The sequence below is a fragment of the Nitratireductor sp. PBL-C9 genome (genome assembly GCF_050877045.1).
GTDB classification, from domain to species: Bacteria; Pseudomonadota; Alphaproteobacteria; order Rhizobiales; family Rhizobiaceae; genus Nitratireductor; species Nitratireductor aquimarinus.
The window spans coordinates 7,501-29,147 of sequence record NZ_JBPAXW010000006.1; the positions used below are offsets into that span (position 1 = coordinate 7,501).

18 protein-coding genes (1 of these 18 running past the window's edge) are annotated in these 21,647 nt (G+C 64.9%); 7 read left to right on the top strand and 11 right to left on the bottom strand.

The genetic code is table 11. The annotated features are described in order from the left end of the window. The 4 genes in view from ACRTG1_RS13520 to ACRTG1_RS13535 are tightly spaced (at most 3 nt apart) and all read left to right on the top strand, a layout consistent with a single transcriptional unit that may run on beyond the window. Window positions 1-1,177, top strand: the 3' portion of a protein-coding gene (locus tag ACRTG1_RS13520; protein ID WP_432516401.1) for a DegT/DnrJ/EryC1/StrS family aminotransferase. It extends 146 nt beyond the left edge of the window; 1,177 of the gene's 1,323 nt are visible here — the last part of the coding sequence; the start codon falls outside the window, past its left edge; its stop codon occupies window positions 1,175-1,177. Further along, on the top strand, window positions 1,158-2,687 hold the full coding sequence (locus tag ACRTG1_RS13525; protein WP_222512273.1) for a GMC oxidoreductase: 1,530 nt from the start codon (window positions 1,158-1,160) through the stop codon (window positions 2,685-2,687). The genes ACRTG1_RS13520 and ACRTG1_RS13525 overlap by 20 nt, the downstream gene beginning before the upstream one ends. 3 nt (window positions 2,688-2,690) lie before the next feature. Next, entirely contained in the window at window positions 2,691-4,025 is a 1,335-nt protein-coding gene (locus tag ACRTG1_RS13530; RefSeq protein ID WP_206549147.1) for a sugar porter family MFS transporter, read from the top strand. After that, a complete protein-coding gene (locus tag ACRTG1_RS13535; protein WP_432516402.1) occupies window positions 4,022-5,371 on the top strand; it encodes a sugar porter family MFS transporter in 1,350 nt (449 codons plus the stop codon). The genes ACRTG1_RS13530 and ACRTG1_RS13535 overlap by 4 nt, the downstream gene beginning before the upstream one ends. On the opposite strand, the gene ACRTG1_RS13540 is transcribed toward ACRTG1_RS13535, so the two are convergent. Both ACRTG1_RS13540 and ACRTG1_RS13545 read right to left on the bottom strand, forming a co-directional pair. Then, window positions 5,372-6,601, bottom strand: coding sequence for an RNA polymerase sigma factor (locus tag ACRTG1_RS13540; RefSeq protein WP_432516403.1), 1,230 nt, complete (start codon window positions 6,599-6,601; stop codon window positions 5,372-5,374). Next, window positions 6,598-6,963 (bottom strand): YciI family protein, encoded by a 366-nt coding sequence (locus tag ACRTG1_RS13545; protein WP_206553378.1) that lies wholly within the window; start codon window positions 6,961-6,963, stop codon window positions 6,598-6,600. Before ACRTG1_RS13545 ends, ACRTG1_RS13540 begins: the two co-directional genes overlap by 4 nt. 207 nt (window positions 6,964-7,170) lie before the next feature. Between ACRTG1_RS13545 and ACRTG1_RS13550 the strand changes: the two genes are divergently transcribed. Next, a complete protein-coding gene (locus ACRTG1_RS13550; protein ID WP_224924935.1) occupies window positions 7,171-7,599 on the top strand; it encodes a GNAT family N-acetyltransferase in 429 nt (142 codons plus the stop codon). On the opposite strand, the gene ACRTG1_RS13555 is transcribed toward ACRTG1_RS13550, so the two are convergent. From ACRTG1_RS13555 to pgi, 8 genes are all read right to left on the bottom strand, one after another. Continuing rightward, a complete protein-coding gene (locus tag ACRTG1_RS13555; protein ID WP_432516404.1) occupies window positions 7,596-8,723 on the bottom strand; it encodes an anhydro-N-acetylmuramic acid kinase in 1,128 nt (375 codons plus the stop codon). The genes ACRTG1_RS13550 and ACRTG1_RS13555 overlap by 4 nt on opposite strands. Window positions 8,724-8,731: 8 nt before the next feature. After that, complete coding sequence (locus ACRTG1_RS13560) at window positions 8,732-9,745, bottom strand: serine hydrolase domain-containing protein (RefSeq protein ID WP_206546579.1); 1,014 nt, start codon at window positions 9,743-9,745, stop codon at window positions 8,732-8,734. Between the two features lie 2 nt (window positions 9,746-9,747). Beyond that, window positions 9,748-11,493, bottom strand: coding sequence for an ABC transporter ATP-binding protein (locus ACRTG1_RS13565; protein ID WP_206553376.1), 1,746 nt, complete (start codon window positions 11,491-11,493; stop codon window positions 9,748-9,750). Beyond that, a complete protein-coding gene (locus ACRTG1_RS13570) occupies window positions 11,490-12,329 on the bottom strand; it encodes an ABC transporter permease (protein WP_007010541.1) in 840 nt (279 codons plus the stop codon). The genes ACRTG1_RS13565 and ACRTG1_RS13570 overlap by 4 nt, the downstream gene beginning before the upstream one ends. Next, a complete protein-coding gene (locus ACRTG1_RS13575) occupies window positions 12,329-13,288 on the bottom strand; it encodes an ABC transporter permease (protein WP_113153785.1) in 960 nt (319 codons plus the stop codon). Before ACRTG1_RS13575 ends, ACRTG1_RS13570 begins: the two co-directional genes overlap by 1 nt. A 359-nt stretch (window positions 13,289-13,647) precedes the next feature. Next, window positions 13,648-15,156 carry an ABC transporter substrate-binding protein gene (locus tag ACRTG1_RS13580; protein WP_432516405.1) on the bottom strand — a complete coding sequence of 503 codons (1,509 nt, stop codon included), beginning with the start codon at window positions 15,154-15,156 and terminating at the stop codon, window positions 13,648-13,650. A gap of 79 nt (window positions 15,157-15,235) precedes the next feature. Beyond that, window positions 15,236-16,174, bottom strand: coding sequence for an N-acetylmuramic acid 6-phosphate etherase (murQ, locus tag ACRTG1_RS13585; protein WP_113153784.1), 939 nt, complete (start codon window positions 16,172-16,174; stop codon window positions 15,236-15,238). 261 nt (window positions 16,175-16,435) lie between these two features. Beyond that, a complete protein-coding gene (pgi, locus tag ACRTG1_RS13590) occupies window positions 16,436-18,076 on the bottom strand; it encodes a glucose-6-phosphate isomerase (RefSeq protein WP_297563758.1) in 1,641 nt (546 codons plus the stop codon). A gap of 162 nt (window positions 18,077-18,238) precedes the next feature. Between pgi and ACRTG1_RS13595 the strand changes: the two genes are divergently transcribed. After that, window positions 18,239-19,735 carry a PLP-dependent aminotransferase family protein gene (locus tag ACRTG1_RS13595; RefSeq protein WP_206546574.1) on the top strand — a complete coding sequence of 499 codons (1,497 nt, stop codon included), beginning with the start codon at window positions 18,239-18,241 and terminating at the stop codon, window positions 19,733-19,735. Between the two features lie 42 nt (window positions 19,736-19,777). Here the strand turns inward: ACRTG1_RS13595 and chrA are convergent, their stop codons facing one another. After that, a complete protein-coding gene (gene chrA / locus ACRTG1_RS13600; RefSeq protein WP_432516406.1) occupies window positions 19,778-20,995 on the bottom strand; it encodes a chromate efflux transporter in 1,218 nt (405 codons plus the stop codon). A 147-nt stretch (window positions 20,996-21,142) separates the two neighbouring features. On the opposite strand from chrA, the gene ACRTG1_RS13605 reads away from it, so the two are divergent. After that, the gene (locus ACRTG1_RS13605) at window positions 21,143-21,625 is read left to right on the top strand and encodes an SRPBCC family protein (RefSeq protein WP_113153780.1); all 483 of its coding nucleotides are present in this window, start codon (window positions 21,143-21,145) and stop codon (window positions 21,623-21,625) included. Window positions 21,626-21,647: the final 22 nt, after the last annotated feature.

The following is a 21,647-nucleotide window of genomic DNA, read 5'->3' on the forward strand; positions in this document are numbered from 1 at the left end:
CGCGCAGAGCCCCTTCCGGTTTTACGGTCCCGACCCGCAGCACATGGTCGACACGCTGGAACAGGAGTGGCGCGCCGCCTATGGCCATCGCCATGCGCTTGGCGTTTCCTCCGGGACGGCCGCCCTTTCCATCGCCATTTCGGCGCTCGACATCGGGCCGGGCGACGAGGTTCTGATCGCCGGATATATGTGGGTGAGCTGCGTGTCCGCCATCGTGCGCAGCGGCGCGATCCCCCGGCTGGTCGATATCGACGAGACCTTCTGCATGGATCCGGCGGATCTGCGCCGCAAGATCACGCCGCGCACCCGCGCCATCCTTCTGGTGCATATGAGTGGTGCGCCCGGCCATGTGTCCGAGATCGCAGGGATCGCGAAGGAGAACGGCCTCGCCCTCATCGAGGATTGCGCGCAGGCTGCCGGCGCAAGTTCCGGCGGCACGCCGGTTGGCCGCTTCGGCGACATCGCCACCTTCAGCTTCCAGCTCAACAAGAACATGACCGCCGGCGATGGCGGCATGATCGTCTGTCAGGACGATGCCATCTTCCGCCGCATCACCGCGCTCCACGATCTGGGCTTTGCGCGCAATGAAGAAGGGCGGCTCGACACATCCGACGAGACCTGCCAGCTCTGGGGTTTTGGCGCACGCATGTCGGATCTGGCCGGCGCCATGGCGCTTGCCCAGTCTCGCAAGCTCGGCCAGATCACCGGCACCATGCGCACGGCCAAATGGCGCATCCGCGAAGCGCTGTCAGACATTCCGCAGATCGATTTCCGCACCGTGCCGGATCCATCCGGCGACAGCGGCCCCTTCCTTGTCACGCTCTATCGTGACGCCGAGACCTGTCAGGCCTTCACCGAAGCACTGCGCGCCGAGGGCATTCGCGGCCCGGCAGGTTCGCTGAGCTGCATCACCATGCGCGAATGGGGACTGCACTGGTATTTCAACATTCCGAGCCTCACCGAGAAGCGATCCAACAGCCGTGACGGCTTCCCTTGGACGCATCCGCTCAACGCCTTTGCCGGCGAGATCGATTATCGCCGCGGCGCGCTGCCCAATTGCGATGCGCTCAGCGAGCGCGGTGCGCTCCTCGCCATCGCTTCCAAACTCACCGACGACGACGTCACCGACATCATCACCGCATTCAGAAAAGTCGCCAATGCCCTCTTCAATCGCTGAGACCGCCGCACCGATGCCGACACTCTCTTCTCTCCTGACCTCCGATCCCTTTTCCATCTCCAAGGCGACCACCGGCATTGACGTGCTGGTGATCGGCTCCGGAACGGCCGGCGTCACCAGCGCCATCGAACTGGCGCGCAAGGGGCTTTCCGTGGTGATCCTGGAGGCCGGCCCTTTCCTGCTGCCAAGCCATGTGGGCTCCACCCCTTTCCGCAGCCGCGAGGACATCACCCCGCAGATCCACAATCTGGTGCGCTACCGCACCGCCTGGACCGACCACGAGCACTTCAGCGATGGCGTTGCCTCGCCGCTCAACAATGATGCATGGTCGGCTGTCGGCGGACGCACGCTTTTCTGGGGCGGCTGCACGCCGCGCTTTTCGGAATGGGATTTTGACGACTGGCCGTTCTCTTATGAAGAGTTCGCCAGCTATTACGACCGCGCCGAGCGCATCATGCATGTCTCCGGCCGCTCAGAGGAGCGCCCGCCCTTCTTCCGCGGCAAGGCGCAGGACACGATTCTGGACCGCCTCCACAAGGCCGGCATCGATGCCGAACACGCCGCACTCGGTGTCGACACGCAGGAATCGCGCAATGGCTATGTGCCGCGCGGCTTCGATTCTGCTGCCGACCGCCTGCTGCGCAGCGGCCTTCTCTCAAGAGAAGTGGCGCGCGGACGCATCGTGCTGGTTCCCGACACCATTGCCGAGAGCATCGAGAACAATGGCCGGCAGGTGACCGGCATCGTCGCGCGCGGTGCGCAGAGCGACCGCCGCTTCCGCCTTGTCGCCCGTCATTACAGTCTGGCCGGTGGCGCGATCCAGTCGACGCGGCTGGCGCTCGATTCCGGTCTGCGCGACATTCACCCGCTGGTCGGCACGCACATCGCCGACCACCTGTTCATTCAGGGCCTGTTCCGTCTGAAGGCGCCGCTCAACGAGCCGATCTACACCTTCATTCCCGCCGGCAAGGACCGTCCCTATCACATCCAGATCCAGGGACCGTTCGACGAGACCTGGTATTCGCCCTATCACGCAACCGTGTGGCTCGACTGCGATCCCCAGGGGCTGTACCTCCTCGCCTATTGCTTCGGCGTCGGCGAAGCGGCCAAGAGCAACGAGTTACAGCTCACCGGACAATGCGGCGACGGCCCCGGCAATATGGGCCGCTACGCAGTCCTCAACGGCCGCACCGAAAACGACCTGCGCATTCTCGACGAGATGAACGCCTTCCTTCCGCAGGTGGCGGAAGGCATGGGCGCGGAGCTGGTGCGCAGCCAGATCAACCCGCCCGGCGCGGCCCTGCATGAAATCGGCGGCCTGCGCATGTCGGCGGAGCCGGGCGTCGGCGTCACCGACACCCATGGCCGGTTCTGGGCTCTGCCCAATCTGTCCGTTGCCGATTCTGCAGCGTGGCCTTCACAGGGTTCGGCCAACAGCTACCTGACCATCACGGCCTGGTCGCTTCGTCATGCAGAAGGCGTGGCCGAGCTGCTCGGGGAGGAGAACTGATCCATGCTGATCCGACTGGTGATACTGGCCGCCCTGTTCGGCTTTCTCTTCGGGTTCGATGAAGGCGTGATTGCCGGCGCTCTGCCGCTCATTACTTCGACCTTCGAAATCTCCGCCTCCGGTGAAGGCCTCGTCACCGCCTCCGTGCCGCTTGGCGCGGTGGGTGGCGCGATCCTCGCCGCGCTGTGGGCCGACAGTCTGGGCCGCCGCAAGGTGCTCATCATGTGTTCGGTTCTGTTCGGCATCGGTGCGATCGCCAGCGGTCTGGCGCAGGAAGAAATCGCGCTCATCCTTGCGCGCCTTCTGCTCGGCATCGCCATCGGCGCATCGGCGCTCGCCGCCCCCATGTTCCTCGCCGAACTTGCGCCGGCGCGGCATCGCGGCGCGATCGTCTCTGCCTTCCAGCTCATGATCACGATTGGCATTCTGGTGTCCTATCTGATCGACCTGGCGCTGGAGCCGCTCGGCGCTTGGCGCTGGATGCTGGCGCTTGGCGCGGTGCCCGCCTTCGTCTCGCTGATCGGCATCGCGCTCTCGCCGGAAAGCCCGCGCTGGCTCGTCATGCGCGGCCGCCGCGAAGAGGCCGGCTCGGTCATCGCCGCCATCCAGCCGGACCTCGACCGCAAGGAAGTGGACCACATTGTCGGCGACATCGCCGCAACGCATGCAGGCGAACCGCGCACAGCCCCGTGGTCGGACTTCCTGTCGGATCACATCCGCCCGCTGGCGATCTTCGCCATCGCCGCCTTCCTGCTTCAGCAGGTCAGCGGCATCAACGCCGTCATCTATTATGCGCCGACCATTCTCGGCCATGCCGGCTTCGATGGTTCGAGCACCCAGCTCACCGCCACGGTGGGCATCGGCCTCGTCAATGTCGTGATGACCGTGGTCGCCATGCTCTTCGTCGACAGGCTCGGTCGCCGACCGCTCTTCATTCTGGGTTTCATCGGTTCTGCCGTGAGCCTGGCGGTGATCGCCTATGCGATGAACGGACAGGGTTCCGAGCTTGCGACCCTGGCGCTGATCGGGCTGTTTGCCTACATCGCCTTCTTCGCCGTCAGTCTCGGGCCGCTTCCCTGGCTTTATATGTCCGAGCTTTTCCCGCTCGCCATGCGCAGCCGCGGCATGGCCATGGCCTCGGTCGCCAACTGGTCGTGCAACTTCCTCGTTGTCTTCATGTTCCCGGTGCTGGTCAGCTATGCCGGTGCGGCGGCAACCTTCGCCGTGTTCTGCGCCTTCTGCGTTCTGGGCGCGGTGGTCGCCTGGCTCTATGCGCCGGAGACCAAGGGCGTAAGCCTTGAAGATCTGGAGCAGCGCGAGCTCGTGGCGGCGCAATGAGCGACGCCGCCATTCCCGGCAGGCCCGCCGCCTTCGCGGTTGCGCGGGTCGCCGCACTGACAGCCTGCAGCGGGCTGTTGTTCGGCTACAGCACGGCCAGCATCGCCGACTGGCTGGAGCCCATCGCGGCAGTGTTCAGCCTCACCGTTCGCGGGCAGGAATATCTCACCGTCTCGCTGGTCATCTCCTGCTTCTTCGGCGCGGTTGCGGCCGCACCGCTTGCCCGCCGTTTTGGCCGGCGCATGGCGCTTGCCGGCGCATTCGTTCTGGCTGCCGCCGGCTATGGCGTGGTTCTCACCGAACCGTCCCTCTCCCTGCTGGTCTTTGCGCGCGTCCTGATCGGGCTTGCCGTCGGCATCTCCTCCATGGTCGCGCCCATGTATGCGGGCGAGGCCACCCCGGCAGACCGGCGCGGCGGCGTGGTGGCGCTGTTTCAGCTCGCCGTCACGCTCGGCATTCTCGCCGCCTATGCGGTGCCGCTGATCCTGCTCGACCATTCCGCATGGCCGCTCGCCATTGGCGGCGGCATCGTCATCCCGCTCGCCGGGCTCCTCATGCTTGTCGCCGTGCCGGAAAGTCCGAGCTGGCTCATCGCCACGCGCGGCGACGCCGCCGCCCGCGCAGCAGCCGGTGTGCTTGGCGTGCCCACCCCGCACGCCGCGCCGTCCACCGCCGGGCACGCGCGGCCTTCGCTCTCGCTGCGCACCGGCGCGACCTTGGCCGTCCTCGCCCTGTGCTGCGGTCTCTTCATTCTGCAGAACCTGAGCGGCATTGACGGCATTCTCTATTATGCGCCCACCATTTTCACCGAGCTTGGCTTTCCGCCGGGGCTCGCAGCGCTGGGCGCAACCTTCGGCCTTGGCCTCATCAATGTGATCGCCACCGTCATCGCCATCCTGACCGTCGATAAGCTTGGCCGCCGCCCGCTGGCGATCTACGGATCGCTGGTCATGATCCTCGGCCTCTCCGCCGTGGTCGCCGCGCATCTGTGGGACATGCCGTTTCTCGGCCTCGCCGGCCTGTGCGTCTACATCGCCGCCTTCGCCCTCAGCCTCGGGCCACTGCCCTATGTGCTGATGGCCGAACTCATGCCTTCCAGCCTGCGCGAGGCGGGCCTCTCCGCTGCGTCCGCAACCTCATGGCTGTTCAACGCGCTGGTCGCGCTGTTCTTCCTGACCGGCGTAACGCAGTTCGGTCTCTCGACCGTGTTCATGTTCTTCGCCCTGATCTGCCTGATCGCACTGGTGATCTCGATCATCTGGCTGCCCGAAACCAAGGGTCGCTCGCTCGAGGCCATCGAGGAGAACGTGCTGAAGGGCGTCCCGCTCCGGCAGGTTGGCCGCTGATCAGAGCGCGGCCAGCCGCCGCTCCAGAAACCGGCGCTCCGCCGGCTGGCGGGCCAGCTCCAGCGCCGTGCGATAGGCTTCCCGCGCCACGTCAATGCGTCCCAGCCGGCGCAGCATGTCGGCGCGGGCCGCATGGGCCAGATGATAGGCGTCGAGCCTTCCATCGGCCATCGCTGCATCAATGGCCGCAAGCCCCGCTTCCGCACCGTCGCGCATGCTGAGCGCCGCAGCCCGGTTGAGCGCCACAACCGGCGACGGATCCACCATCGCCAGAATGTCGTAGAGCGACACGACCTGCCGCCAGTTCGTTTCATCCGTGCGCGCCGCCGCGCCGTGCTCCCCTGCAATCGCCGCCTGCAAAAGATAGGGGCCAAGCCGTCCCGCGTGCAGCGCGTGATCGATCAACGCCCGCGCCTCATCGATCAGGGCGCGGTCCCAGCGCGAGCGGTCCTGATCTTCCAGCAGAACGATGTCGCCTGCCGCGTCCACCCGGCTTTCGCGCCGCGCCTCGTGCAAAAGCATCAGCGCCAGAAGGCCCGCCACGTCCGGATCGTCCATCAGCCCCGCCATCAACCGGCCGAGCCTGATCGCCTCACCGGAAAGGTCGGCGCGGGTCAGCTCCGGCCCGTCCGTCGCGGCATACCCCTCATTGAAGATGAGGTAGATCACGCGCAGAACACTCTCGATCCGTCCCGGCAGCTCCGCCCGTGCGGGTATCTCGAAGGGAATCGCCTCGTCGCGGATCTTCGCCTTGGCGCGCACGATCCGTTGAGCAATCGTCGGCGGCCGGGTCAGATAGGCCCGCGCGATCTCTTCCGTGGTCAGCCCGCCAACTTCGCGCAGTGTCAGCGCAATGCTGGCATCGGCAGGCAGGTCCGGGTGGCAGCAGGTGAAGATCAGCCGCAGTTCGTCATCGCGGATATGTTCGGGAATGGCCGGTTCCGAAGCCGGGTCGGCCAGCGCCGCAAGTTGCGGCAGCGCGCCGGCAAGCCGCGCCTGCCGACGCCAGCGATCCACCATTTTGAAACGGCCGGTCGACACCAGCCACGAATAGGGATTGGCCGGCACGCCCTCGCGTGGCCACCGGTCCGCTGCGGCGGCGAAGGCTTCGTGAAGCGCCTCCTCCGCCGCATCGAACCCGCCCAGAAGGCGGATCAAAGTTGCGAGCACGCGCCGCTTCTCGCGGCGATAGACCGCCTCGACGGCAGCGCGTGCGTCAGCCCCGTTCACAGCTGCGGCGGCGGGCTCGAGAAGTCGACCAGCGGACGCACTTCGATGGAACCGATCTTCGCCAGCGGATGACCGCTGATCGCGCGCACCGCATCGTTCAGGTCGGGCGCTTCGACGAGCACGATGCCGCCAAGCATGTCCTTCGTCTCCATGAAGGGGCCATCCACCGCCGACATCTTCCCGTCGCGCATCTGCACGGTCATGGCGCTTTCGGGCAACTCCAGCGCCTCGCCCATGACGAAGTGGCCGGTCTCCTTCAGCTTCTCGTCATAGCCAGCGCACTCGGCCAGCGCCGCATTCGCTTCCGGGCTACCGCCGAACAGCTCTTTCGGATTGTAATAGATCAGGCAGGCATAGCGCATGGTGTCTCTCCTTATATGAGCGCTTCGAACGCCCATGGTCGTCTGGCGGAAGCCGGAATCGACAACACCATGAAAAATTTTTCGCGCCCTGTCGAAATGAACCTGCCGATGCGGTCCACCTTCTCCCCGCCTCTTGCCGTTCCCCGCAGGAAGGATAGAACGCTCAAAACCGTTTTGAACAAGGATGGAATGGCCGTGAGCGTCACAATCGAAGTTACCGAAACGCCGGACGAGGCGGCGCTGGCGCGGGTGGAGACGGAGCTCGCTGCATTCAACGACGCCGATGTCGGCCCGTCCGAAAAGGCCACGCTCGCCATCATCGTGCGCGATGAGAACGGCGCTGTGCTGGCCGGCATCTCCGGCTACACCGCCTGGGGCTGGCTCTACATTCAGAAACTGTGGGTGGATGACAGCCTGCGCGGGCAGGGCATGGCCGGGCGCATGCTCGCGGCGGCGGAAGAAGAGGCAGAGCGGCGCGGTTGCCACTCCGCGCTGATCGACACGTTCAATCCCAGCGCTGAGAAGGCGTATACCCGTCAGGGCTATGTGGAATTCGGACGGCTTGAGAATTTCCCGATCGGGCGCAGCCGCATCTTTCTCCAGAAGCGGCTGCCCTCGTCTCACACAAAAACTTAGCGGGCAATCTTCCCGCCGCGCAGCGGCTCGGGCGCGCCCGTCGTCGTCGGGAAGCTGATCGGCAGATCGCGCAGCACGCGCACCGCAAGGAAAGCGAAGCACTCGGCCTCGATGGCGTCGCCACGCCAGCCAACCGTTTCGGCGGGGGCTGCTTCCACGCCGGCGCGTTCGCCCAGCATCTTCATGATGGTCGGGTTGTGCCGGCCACCACCGCACACGATCAGCCGGTTTGGCCGAACCGGCAGAAGATCGAGCGCCTTGCCGACCGCCGATGCGGTGAAGGCCGTCAGCGTCGCAGCGCCCGTGCTTGCGTCGAGACCGTCGGCCATGGACGCGCCGAAGTCGAAACGGTCGAGCGATTTCGGATAGGGCGCGGCGAGATAGGGATGCTTCAACAGCTCCGCCAGCCGCGCCTCGTCCACCGTGCCCGAAGCTGCCAGCGCACCGTCGCGGTCCATGTCGCCAAGCCCCTGCGCCTTGACGAAATCATTGATCGGCGCATTGGCCGGGCCGGTGTCGAAAGCGATAAGCCGGTCCGCACCGTCCCACCAGCTCACATTGGCCACGCCACCCAGATTGAGCACCGCCGTCTCGCCATCCGTGTCCACGTCCCGCAAGAGGGCTGCATGATAGGCTGCAGAAAGCGGCGCCCCCTGCCCGCCGGCGCGCATGTCCGCCGAGCGGAAATCATAGACCACCGGACAGCCCAGAATGGAATGCATCAGGTCGCCGTCGCCGAGCTGACGCGTCTCGCCGAGACGCCCTTCCTGCGGCGCACGGTGCAGCACCGTCTGCCCGTGAAAGCCGACCGCGCCGATATCGGCCATGGTCAGGCCATGGCTTTCCACCAGCTCTCGCACGGCGTGCGCCTGCGCACGCGTCAGAACCTCTTCCGCCTCGGCGAAGATCGCCGGTTCATCGCCCTCGAAATTCCAGGCCCGCGCCTGCTGCAGCGTTTCTTCCAGAAGGTCGCGCGTCGATTGCGGATAGGGCGCCAGCGTGTAAGCGCCGAACGCTTCGATGCGCTCGCCATCCGTTTTCAGAAGCGCTACGTCGATGTTTCCGTCGAGTACGGTGCCGGTCATCAGGCCGACGGCCCAGACAGGCTCAAATCCTTCAGCCATGTGCGCTCCTATCCTGCGTTCATGCAATCGCCGACCGCCTGTCGCAGCGCAGCGATGCCGCTGTCGAAATGCCGGGTCGGATGTATGCGGTTGGTGAGAAGGGTCCACGCAAGGCCATTGTCGAAATCGACCCAAAGCCCGGTTCCCGTGAAACCCGTATGCCCGATCGTGCCGGCGCTGGCCAGCGCCCCGCCGGGCCAGTTATCATATGGCCGTTCCCAGCCGTGGGTGCGTTTTTCGGAAAGCGGCGTGCGCATCAGCGCCACCGTCTCATCCCCATCGGCGTCGCCTGCAAAAAGCCCTGCCGCGAAATCGAGCACGGCGTCGGCCGTGCCGAACAGTCCGGCATGCCCCGCGCCCTCAAGCGCTGAACAATTGTCGTCATGCACCTCGCCGCACAGCACCCGGTGCCGCCATGTGCAGTCCTCGGTCGCCGCCGTCTTTTCCGGATCGGCGGCAAAGGCGAAGCCCGGCCCCGGATCGAATGCCCGCAGTCGCTTGCCTTCAAGCCGCTCCAGCGCGAAGCCGAGCAGAATAAAGTTGATGTCGGAATAGACCGACGGGCCTTTTTCCCAGCGCCGCTGGAGAATGAAGGCGCGCAGCAGGTCCGCATCGCGGCCATAGGTGTAGATCGGCTCCACCGCCGGAAACGGCGTCTGGTGGCCGAGGCACTGGCGAAATGTCACCTGCCGCTCCCATGCGCCCGGATCATACTGGCGCAGATCCGGCAGAAGCGTGGTGAGCGGCGCATCGAGATCGATCACGCCCTCTTTCGCCAGTTCCAGAATGCGCGTGGTGGTGAAGATTACCTTGGTCAGCGATGCAAGATCGAACCAGGTGTCGGTGCGCATTTCACGCTCATGCGGCACGCGCTGCGCATAACCGGTGGCGCGCACCATGCGCCCGCCATCCCGGTCGATCACGCCGAGCACCCCGCCGGGAATGCGCCCAGCCTCCACCGAGGCGTTCAGCAGGGCAAAGGCGCACTCGAAGCGCGGCGCAAAGGCAGGCGTGTCCGTCATGCTCATGCCTCCGCCCGCGCCATGTGGTCGGGACCAAAACTCTGCCAGTTGGCCGGTTCCGGCTCGAAGCCCAGCGGCCGCACCAGCGACGGCACCTGCCGCGTGTCCACCTCAAAGGTCTCTTTGCGCCGGTCGACGCTCGGCACCGCCGAGATCAGCCGTTTCGTATAGGCGTGTTTCGGATCGGAAAGGACCGACGCCGCATCACCGATCTCGACGATCTGCCCCGCATAGACCACTGCGATGCGGTGCGCGATGCGCTCCACCACCGCCATGTCGTGCGAGACGAAGAGATAGGCGAGGCCGAACTCGCGCTGCAGGTCCACCAGGAGTTCCAGCACCTTGGCCTGCACCGAAACGTCGAGCGCCGAGACGGCCTCGTCCAGCACCACCACGGACGGGTTGAGCATCAGCGCGCGGGCGATGCAAAGGCGCTGCCGCTGGCCGCCGGAAAACTCGTGCGGATAGCGCTCCAGCGCATTCTCCGGCAGGCCTACCCGGTCAAGCAGCATGCGCATGCGCGCCTGCGTTTCACCGTTCAGCCCGCCGCCGGCGGCAATCACCGGCTCGGCCAGAATGCTGTCCACCCGAAGCCGCGGATTGAGCGAGGCATAGGGGTTCTGGAACACCATCTGCACCGGCTTGCTGCTCTGCCGCGCCGCGCCATTCGTGTTCGCGGAGAATGTGCCGCGCGTCGGCTCGACCAGCCCCAGAATGGCGCGCGCCGTGGTCGATTTGCCCGAGCCGCTTTCGCCGACAATGCCCAGCGTCTCACCCGGCATCAGGTCGAAATCCACGCCGTCCACCGCATGAACCGCACCGGTCTGCCGGCGCAGGAGACCACCGGTCACCGGAAAGCGAACCGTCAGCCCCTCCACTTTAAGCGCCGGCGCGGCGCTTGGCTCGTCGGCCCGGCGATAGTCGGTGCGCGTGGCGCGGCCGGCCTCGAAATGCGGCACGGCGCTCAGAAGATGCTTCGTATAGGGATGCTGCGGCGCATCGAGCACCGCGTCGAGCGGTCCCTGCTCCACCGCCTCGCCATTCTGCATCACCATCACCTTGTCGGCGATGCCGGCCACCAGCCCGATGTCATGGGTGATGAAGATCATGCCCATGCCGGTCTCGCGCTTCAGCTCGGCGAGAAGCGCCATGATCTGCGCCTGCACCGTCACGTCGAGCGCCGTGGTGGGCTCATCCGCGATCAGAAGACGCGGATTGCACGACAGGGCCGTGGCGATCATCACGCGCTGAAGCATGCCGCCGGACAGCTGGTGCGGACAATATTTCAGGCGTCGCGCGGCATCGGGAATGCGCACCCGGTCGAGCGCGTCCTTCGCCGCTTCCCGCGCCTGCCGGCCGGTCAGGCCACGATGCAGGCGGAACGATTCCTCGATCTGCTCGCCAATGGTCAGAACCGGATTGAGCGAGGTCATCGGCTCCTGGAAGATCATGCCGATCTCGCCGCCGCGGATCTTCGTCAGCTCCTGCTCACCGGCTGCTGCCAGATCGAGCGTGCTGCCGTCCTCGCGCCGGAACCGGATGGACCCGTCGATGATGCGGCCGCCACCGAAATCCACCAGCCGGTTGATCGACAGCGCGGTGACGGATTTGCCCGAACCGCTTTCGCCGACAATGGCCAGCGTCTCGCCGGCAGCGAGATCGAAGCTCACGCCATGGACGATTTCATTGTCTTCTGGCTTGCGGCCAAAACCGACGCGCAGGTTTGAAACAGACAGAAGCGATGTCATGCGGCCGACCTCCGCGTCTTGGGATCGAGAATGTCGCGCAACGCATCCCCCAGAAGGTTGAAGCCGAGAATGCCGATCATGATCGCAATGCCCGGGAAGATGAGAAGCCAGGGCGCCATCTCCATCAGATTGCGGCTGTCGGCGAGCATCAGGCCAAGCGACGAGGCCGGCGGCTGCGTGCCGAGGCCGAGAAAGCTCAGGCCCGCTTCCGTCAAAAGGCCCCATGCGAGCGCCAGCGTCACCTGCACCGTCAGCGGCGCGACGAGGTTCAGCATCAGATGGCGCGTCAGAATGTAGTTGCGGCTCGAACCGAAAGTGCGCGCGGCGTCCACGAAGTCGCGCGTCTTCAGGGAGAGCGCCGGCCCGCGCACCACACGGGTGAAGATCGGCGTGTAGACGATGGCGATGGCCATCACGCTGGTCCAGGTGCCCGGCCCCACGATTGCGATGATGAGCAGCGCAAGAAGGATCGCCGGGAAAGCAAGAAGCACGTCCATGAAGCGCATGATCGTGCCGTCCCACCAGCCGCCGAACCACGCGGCCGCAAGACCGAGCACAATGCCCGCCACAGCCGCCAGCGCCACCGAGGCGAAAGCGACGATGAAGGACTGGCTGATGCCCAGCATCAACCGGCTCGCCACATCGCGGCCGAACAGGTCCGTGCCCATCCAGTAGGTCGCGTCGGGCGCATGCAGACGGTCGACGCGGAACTGCATCAGCGGGTCGTGCGGCGTGATGCCGAGAAGCCCGAGAATGGCGATGATGATGTAAAGGCCAACGATGGCGCCGCCGATGCGGCCGCTCGAATGGCTGAAAATGGCGCGCAGCAACTGCATCACTTGCCCCCCAGCCGAATGCGTGGATCGAGCACCGCATAGGCGAGATCGACCAGAAGATTCACGATCATGAAGTTGAGCGCGATGAACAGGACCGAGCCCTGCACCAGCGCGTAGTCGCGCTGGAGAATGGCGTCGAGCACCATGCGCCCGAGGCCCGGCAGCGCAAAAATCTGTTCCACGATCACCGCGCCGCCCAGGAGATAGCCGAACTCGACGCCGCTCAGCGTCACCACCGGGATCAGCGCGTTGGGCAGCGCATGCCGCCAGATCACCTTGCGCGCCGGCACGCCCTTGGCGCGCGCGGTGCGGATGTAATCGTCGCTCAGAATGTCGAGCATGGCCGAACGCGAAATGCGCGTCACGGCGGCGGCGAAGGCAAAGCCCAGCGTCAGCGCCGGCAGGATCATCTGCCCCAGATTGCGCAGCGGATTTTCAAGGAAGGGCGTGAACTCGCCCATGGCCGGCAGCACCCCGAAGCCCACCGACAGCACATAAATCGCCAGAAGCGCGAACACGAAATTCGGCGTCGACTGGCCGATCATCGCGAAGATGCGCACGGCGAGATCGGACGGCTTTTCATTGCGCGTGGCGGCGAAGATGCCCGCCGGAAGACCGATGGCGAGCGCGATGACCATGGAGAGAAGCGCCAGCTCCAGCGTCAGCGGAAAGCGTTCGAGAATCACGTCGAGCACCGGCTTGCCGAAGGTCACGGACACGCCGAGATCGCCCTGAACCGCACCCGCAAGCCAGCGCCAGTACTGGGTGAACCAGCCCTGATCGATGCCGAAATAGGCCTCAAGCGCTGCGCGCTGATCGGGCGTCAAAAGCCCGGCCTCTGTTCCCAGCATGGCCGTGATGGCGTCGCCCGGCACCAGCCGGATCGAAACAAAGACGAGGATGGACACCCCGAGCATGACCAATGGAAAGGTCATCAGCCTTCGGGCCAGGTAATTCATGAAGCTTCCACTCCGTGTCCTTCTAACTGCAATCGTCTTGTGCCGTGGGGTTGAGGGCCGCGCCCTTCATGCCGCCCCCGTGGTTCGACAAGCTCACCATGAGGGCTGGGGATCAGTTCTCACATTGAGGACCTTGGCCCCGGCACTCTGAGGGTTTGAACCAAACACCACACATCTCATACGCCTCCGGTACCGACCTGCAGATCATTGCAGGGTGACGGGCCATCAATAGCCCTCATGGTGAGCTTGTCGAACCACGAGGGCGCTGGGCGGAGCCGCATCAAATTCTCACGTTTCAAGCGCGACAGGGCGCCAGGCGCAAACGGGGCCGCACGTTCAGGCGCGGCCCCGTTTGGCAATCACTCGCCGACCGTTACCTCGGTCAGGCCGAACAGCGTGCCGGTCGGGGAAGGCACGAAGCCGCCCACATTCTTCTGCTGCGCGGTGTAAGTGTAGCCCGTGTAGAGCCAGATCCACGGCGAAACCTCGGCGAGATGCGTCTCGAACCTGGAGAAGATCTCCTTGCGCTTCGCCGGGTCGGTCTCTTCGCGGCCTTCCTGCATCAGGCTGTCCAGCGTGTCGTCGATATAGTTGGCGACATGCTGCAGGTTGCCTGCCTTGGTCCAGTAGCGGTTGTACATGGAGAACGGATCGGCGCGGCCGCCATTCAGCGCCACCGCCATGTCGAAATCACCCTTCAGCCAGGTGTCCACATAGACGTTGAGCTCCATCATCTTGATGTCGAGATCGATGCCGATCTCGGCAAGCTGCGACTGGATCACCTGTGCTTCGGCAGCGGCTGTGGGCGGCTCGCCCGTGGCTGCGATCACCGTTGCGGAAAAGCCGTCTGCATATCCGGCCTCGGCCATCAGCGCCTTGGCCTTCTCGACATCGCGCTCATAGCAGAACAGCGAAGCCGGGTCCGAGCGGTAGGCCGGCATGGTCAGCGGGCCGGTCACGGCGCCCTCGCCCAGAAGCGCTGTATCAAGCACGTCCTGACGGTCGATGGCGCAGGAGATCGCCTGACGCACGGCCAGCTCCGTCATCGGCTCGCGCGACGGGTTCAGCTGCAGCACGTGATAGGCCAGAACCGGCGTGCGGCTCAGTTCGAGGCTCGCCTCGTTCGGCACCAGCGTGGCCACGAGCGGATCGTTGATCAGCGCGAAATCCACCTGCTTGGTGCGCAGCGCCGCCAGAATGGCGGTCTCGTCCGGCAGAACGGAAATGTTGATGCCGTCGACCTTCACCTCGCCGCCGGCCCAGTCCGGGTTGGCGCTCAGAACCTCTTTCTGGTTCGGCTCCCAGCTGTCCAGCTTGAACGGGCCGGAGCCAATCGCCTTCGTGCCGATCGTGCCGGCCTCGATCTCGCTTGCCGGAGCAACGGCGGCGTTGATGCTCGTCATCGCCGTCAGCATCGGAACGTCCGGCTGCGACAGGTTGAAGACAACGGTCGTCTCGTCCGGCGTGTCGATGCTCTCGATGGAGGTGAAGTTGGCGCGGGCGGCAGCGCCCGTCGCTTCGTCCAGAATGCGCTGGAAGGAAGCCTTCACGTCAGCCGACGTCACCTTTTCACCGTTCTGGAACTTCGCATCGCCGTCCAGCTTGAAGGTCAGCGTCTTGCCGTCCTCGGAGAACTCCCAGCTCTCGGCCACGGCCGGAACGATCTGCAGCTCGGCGTCGAGACGCACCAGCGGCTCATAGACCAGTTCAAGAAGCCTGAGCGACGAGAAAGCCGTCTGCTTGTGCGGATCAAGACCCGTCGCGTCCTGCGACCAGGCCATGCGCAGCGTCTCGGCCGCAGCCGGCGCAATTGCCGTCGTTGCGCCGAGCGTTGCTGCGAGCGCCACCGACGCTGCGAAATTCTTCATCAAAGTTTTTCCCATGATCATCTTCCTCCGAAAGCGATTGATGCCAGCGGCCTTTCGACGGACCGCATGAATGCCTGCTTCACTTGCTGGCCGTCTGGCCCTGCCTGTCGTTTATTGCCTTGCGCAGGAAGCCGCCAGCCTGCTCGAGCGCCGCGCGCGCCTCCTCCACATCCATGTCCGTCAATGCGATGAAGATCGCGAGTTTCACATCATTGCCACTCTGGCCCAGCAGCGTCTCGGCCTCGTCCGCCGAGCAGCCCGTTGCCTCCATGACAATGCGCGATGCACGCGCCAGAAGCTTCTGGTTGCTGATGTTAACGTCCACCATCAGGTTCTGGTAGATCTTGCCTATGCGGATCATGCTCGCCGTGGAGAGCATGTTGAGGATGAGCTTCTGCGCCGTACCCGATTTCATCCGCGTCGAGCCGGTCAGGATTTCCGGCCCCACCACGGGCGCGATGGCGATATCGGCAATCGCGCCGATGGCCGAATCCGGATTGCACGAAAGCGAAACGGTTTTCGCACCGGTCTCGCGGGCGTATTTCAGGCCGCCGATCACATAGGGCGTGCGGCCGCTCACCGCGATGCCCACCACGACATCCCTGTCGGTGAGCGCCAGATCGACAAGCGCCTGCCGTCCCTGTTCCGGGTCGTCTTCCGCGCCTTCAACGGCGTGCCTCAGCGCATGGTCGCCGCCGGCGATCACGCCGGTCACCATGTCTTCTGGCACGCTGAAGGTGGGCGGGCATTCCGAAGCGTCGAGCACGCCGAGCCGGCCGCTCGTGCCAGCGCCCATATAGATGAGCCGGCCACCGTTCTGAAACGCCTCGACGATCCGGTCGACGGCTTCCGCGATCTCCGGGATCACCTTTTCGACGGCCAGCGGCACGTCCTTGTCTGCCGTGTTGATGAGCTTGAGGATTTCGGTCGTCGGCTGCAGATCGATCTGCATCGTGTCGGGGTTGCGTCCTTCCGAAACGAGCTTTTCCAGCTCCGACATAAGCGTCTGCGCGTTCATAACGTCTCCCGAAATCGCCTTCCGGCGCGCGGTCTCACCGCTTTCGCCGGTCTACTCGCCTTTCAGAAGTGTTAAGATTGAAAATTCCAAGAGTCAATTACAGTCAGGAATAATCTATTCCTGTCCGGATGCGCGGAAACCCCGACCGGACCGGCTCTCCCATGAGAGCTGGTCCGCCGGTTCAGGTACAAAATGACCGTCTGGAAACAGGATGGCGGGGTGCCGGCGCTACCGCCCGGAAGGAGGAGGCCGGCGTCCGATTCAGCCTTCGCGCAGCGCCGTGATGCGTTTCACCATGCCTGCGGTTGCGGCATCGCGATCGGCAGCATCCGCCTTGCCCTCGACCACGGGCAGGAGTTCCGTGGCGAGCTCCTTGCCCAGCTCCACGCCCCATTGGTCGAAAGCGTTGATGCCGAAGAGCTGCGCCTCGACGAAAACCCGGTGTTCATAGAGCGCGATCAGGCGGCCAAGCGCATAGGGATCAAGCTTGCGGTAGAGAACCGTCAGCGACGGCCGGTTGCCGGTGAAGACCCGATGCGGCGCGATCCGCCTGATCTCGTCTTCGGGGAACCCCTTGTCCAGAAGCTGCGCTTCGGCCTCGGCCAGCGTGCGCCCCTTCATCAGGGCTTCAGCCTGCGCAAGACAATTGGCCACCAGCAAATCGTGATGGTGCTGCAGGCCAGCCTCATGCCCTTCCGCCGCCAGCATGAACTCCACCGGAATGATGTCGGTGCCCTGGTGCAGAAGCTGGAAGAAAGCGTGCTGGCCATTGGTGCCCGGCTCGCCCCACACCAGCGGCCCGGTGGGCGTGATGACCGGCGAACCGTCGAGCCGCACGCCCTTGCCGTTCGATTCCATATCGAGCTGCTGGAGATAGGCCGGCAGCCGCTCAAGGCGCTGGTCATAGGGAATGATCGCGCGGGCCGGATAATCGCACACGACCCGGTGCCAGTAGCCGATCAGGCCAAGCATAGCCGGCAAATTTTCTCTGAGCGGTGCGGATTTGAAATGCCGGTCCATGGCTTCCGCACCGGCGAGCAGACGGCGGAAATCATCAGCACCAAGCGCGATCATGATCGGCAGGCCAATGGCCGACCACAGCGAATACCGCCCGCCAACCCAGTCCCAGAATCCGAACACGCGCGCCGGATCGATGCCGAACTCCGCCACCTTGTCGAGCGCGGTGGAAACGGCGGCGAAATGATCGCCCGTCGCCGACTGCCCGAGCTTTGCGGCGACCCATTTCTGCGCCGTGCGGGCATTGGTCATCGTCTCGATGGTCGTGAAGGTCTTCGAGGCGATGATGAAGAGCGTGGTCTCCGGATCGAGCCCCGACAGCGTGTCGGCAATATGCGCGCCATCCACGTTGGAGACATAATGAAGGCGCGGCCCGTCATGATAGGGCGAGAGCGCCCGCGTCACCATGACGGGGCCAAGGTCCGAGCCGCCAATGCCGATGTTCACCACATCGGTGAAGGCCTTGCCGGTCGCGCCATGGATCGCGCCCGAACGCACGCCGTCGGCAAAAGCGTCCATCGCCTCCAGCACGGCGCGCACATCCGGCATCACGTCATCGCCGTCATTGTAGACAGCACCGCCGGAGAGCGCGCGCAGAGCCGTATGCAGCACGGCGCGGTCCTCGGTGACGTTGATGTGTTTGCCGGCAAACATATCGTCCCGCGCCTGCTCCAGCCCGGCAGCCTCGGCAAGCTTGAGGAGCAGCCCCACCGTTTCCTCGTCCACTGCGGCGCGCGAATAATCCAGCGTCAGATCGTCGAGAGCGAGCGAGAAGCGGGCAAAACGATTCGGGTCGGAATCAAAGGCGGCGCGCATATCCATGGGCGCGGTTTTCCCGCGATGCTCCTGAAGCGCAGCCAGCGCGGTTTCGAATGCCGTGTCCAAGGGGGCCCTCCTGCAAAAAGAAACGCGCCTCTTTTATCAGACAAAATGAGGCGGCACAGGGGGTTGCTGGCATCCATCAATTTCTTTGTTGGAACAATCAATTGTACCAGGGTTGACATGCATTGCCCCAAGGTTACGCTCCGCCCCGGAGAGGAAAACCATATGTCAGCCAGAAACGACACCGCCCTCTGGACCGGTCTGTTCAAGATTTCCCCCGAATCGGGACAGACGCTCCAGGCACAGATCCGCCAGGCCATCGTGTCGGCAATTCTCGATCGCCAGATCGCCCCTTCCATGCCGCTTCCATCCTGCCGCATTCTCGCGGAAAAGCTGGGTGTTGCGCGTGGTACGGTGGTGCTGGCCTTCCAGCAGCTCGTCGATCAGGGCTTCCTGATCGCGCGCGAGCGCCGCGGTCACTTTGTCAATCCGGAAGTGCTGGCCGCGCCCCCGCGCCCGCCGCGCAAACAGGGTGGCAAGGATGGCGTGAACTGGGGCGAGCGGTTCCAGATTCTGGCCAGCGAAATGCCCGAGCCGCGCAAGAACGAAGACTGGATGAAGGCCTCTTATCCTTTCGTCTATGGGCAGTTCGATCCGGGGCTTTTCCCGACCGCCGAATGGCGCGAATGCAACCGCATGGCGCTTGCCGTTCTGGAGATTCGCAACTGGGCGGCCGATATGGTCGACCGTGACGACCCGTTGTTGATCGAGCAGATCCAGGCGCGGCTTCTTCCGCGTCGCGGCATCTTCGCCAATCCCGACGAAATCCTGATCACGCTCGGCTCGCAGCACGCGCTTTACATGCTCGCCACGCTGCTCATGAACCGCGGCAAGAAGGTGGCCGTGGAGAACCCCGGCTATCCCGACGCGCGTTCCATCTTCCAGCTCGCCGGCGCACAGATCGCACCGGTTCCCGTCGACCGGCAGGGCATCGACGTGGCGCAGATTCCGGAAGATGCAGACTTCGTTTTCGCCACGCCGAGCCATCATTGCCCGACCATGGTGCCGCTCAGCCAGGCGCGCCGCGAGGCGCTTCTGGAAGGGGCGGAGCGCAATGACTGGATCGTCATCGAGGATGATTATGACAGCCAGCTCGCCGACGAGCGCCCGCAGGCAGCCCTCAAGGGGCTCGACCGCACGGGCCGCGTTGTGCATCTGGGCTCCATGTCCAAGACGCTCGCACCGGGCCTGCGCATGGGTTACATCGTTGCCCCGGCTGACCTGATCGCAGAACTGCGCGCCTTACGCCGCTTCATGCTGCGCCATCCGCCGGCCAACAACCAGCGGGCCGTGGCGCTGTTCCTGTCGCTTGGCCATCACGACACGCTGGTGCGACGCATTTCTGCGGCCTTCGAGGAGCGGCGTGAAAAGCTTTATCAGGCTGTCGGCGACATCCTGCCGGACTGGAACGCAGCCGACATTCGCGGCGGCACCTCGCTCTGGCTCGAAGGCCCGCCCGGACTGGACACCGTGGCCCTTGCCAAATCGGCTGCCCGGCGCAGCGTTCTGATCGAGCCCGGTGCGCGCTTCTTCATTGACCGCCCGCGCGCGACGCAGTTCATGCGGCTTGGCATTTCGTCCATCGCGGCCCAACAGATCGAGCCCGGCATCCGCGAACTCGCAGCAGCCGCTTCCGCCGAACATCGACGCGCCGCTGCATAACCGCAGACAAAGGCCCCTCCCGGTTTCCGGGACGGGCCTCTTTCAAAAGACTGCCAGCGCCATTCCCGCCAGCGCGCACAGCACCACCACCACCCATGGCGGGGCCTTCCACACCGTGAGAAGCAGAAAGCCGACCGCCGCCAGCGCAAAGTCTGCCGGTGCAAGGATCGCCGTGGTCCAGAGCGGATCGTAGAGAGCTGCCGCCAATATGCCGACCACCGCCGCATTCGTGCCCATCATTGCCGCGCGCGCCGCATCGAACTGGCGGAAACGGTCCCAGAAGGGCGCAACGCCCATCAAAAGCAGGAACCCCGGCAGGAAGATCGCGACAAGCGCGATTGCAGCGCCGGCCACGCCCGTGGGCGGCATGTCCAGAACCGCGCCCAGATAGGCCGCGAATGTGAAGAGCGGTCCCGGCACGGCCTGCGCCGCGCCGTAGCCGGCAAGAAACGCATCCTGCGAGACCCAGCCGGGCTCGACGACGCCCGCCTCAAGCAGCGGCAGCACCACATGCCCGCCGCCGAACACCAGCGCGCCCGCACGATAGAAGGTGTCGAACACGGCAAGCCCCTGCGTCATCTGCCCTGCCAGCGGCAGACCGAACAGCAGAAACGCGAAAAGGGAAAGGCAGATGATCCCGGCGTGCTTCGACAGCCCGAAGGCCACCGTCTGCCCAGCCTCACCGACCTTATCCCGGCACAGCCACCAGCCAAGCAGCGCGCCAGACAGAATGGCCGCAACCTGCGCGAAGGCGCTGGCCGCTAACGTCACCAGAACAAGCGCTGCAAGCGCGATGCCTGCGCGCTCGCGATCCGGGCAGAGCGACCGCGCCATGCCCCACACCGCCTGCGCCACCACGGCCACCGCCACGATCTTCAGCCCGTGCAACAGCCCCGCGCCGAGCGGATTGTCGAGCGCCCCCGCAAAAAGCGCGAACGCAAAGAGAAGCAGGGCCGAAGGCAGGGTGAAGGCCGCCCACGCGGCTGCCGCCCCCATGGGGCCTGCCCGCAGGAAACCCAGCGCAAAGCCCACCTGGCTGCTCGCCGGGCCGGGCAGGAACTGGCACAGCGCAACGAGGTCCGCATAGGCCTTTTCGTCCAGCCATTTGCGCCGCACCACCAGCGCGTCGTGGAAATAGCCGAGATGCGCGATGGGGCCACCGAACGAGGTCACACCGAGCTTGAGGAAGACGCGGAAAACCTCTCCCGCCGTTCCCGCAGCTTCAGTCCCCGTTCCGTCATGCACATCGCTGTCGCTCATTGTTCCACCTGAAGTCTCGGCCGATTCGATGTCGCATAATCGCGGCACATGTCACCTGCAAGACAACACTGCCGACGCCCGCGCGGATGGACAAGACGCAAGCAGTGGGTTAGCCAGATTGAGACATGATTTCAGGAGGGACGCGCCATGGCCATGGTCATCGAAGGTGAAGAACGCATCGAAGCGCCGGTGGAAACGGTCTGGCAGGCGCTGAACGACCCGGATGTGCTGAAAGACTGCATTCCCGGCTGTCAGGAACTGGAAAAGACGTCGGACACCGAGTTCGAGGCAATCGTCGCCCTGAAGATCGGCCCGATCAAGGCCAAGTTCAGCGGCGCGGTGGAGCTCACCAATCTCAACCCGCCGCACTCCTACACGATCAGCGGCGAGGGCAAGGGCGGCGTGGCCGGTTTCGCCAAGGGCGGCGCCGATGTGTCGCTCAAGGAAGACGGCCCGGACGCCACCATCCTGACCTACAGCGCCAAGGCCGATGTCGGCGGCAAGATGGCCCAGCTCGGCAGCCGCCTCATCCAGTCGACCTCCAAGAAGCTGGCCGGCCAGTTCTTCTCCGACTTCAACACCCGCGTCACCGGCGGCGACACGGAAGAAGCCGAAGCGCCCTCAGCCTGAGGACGCTTTTTCGTTCTGGAGA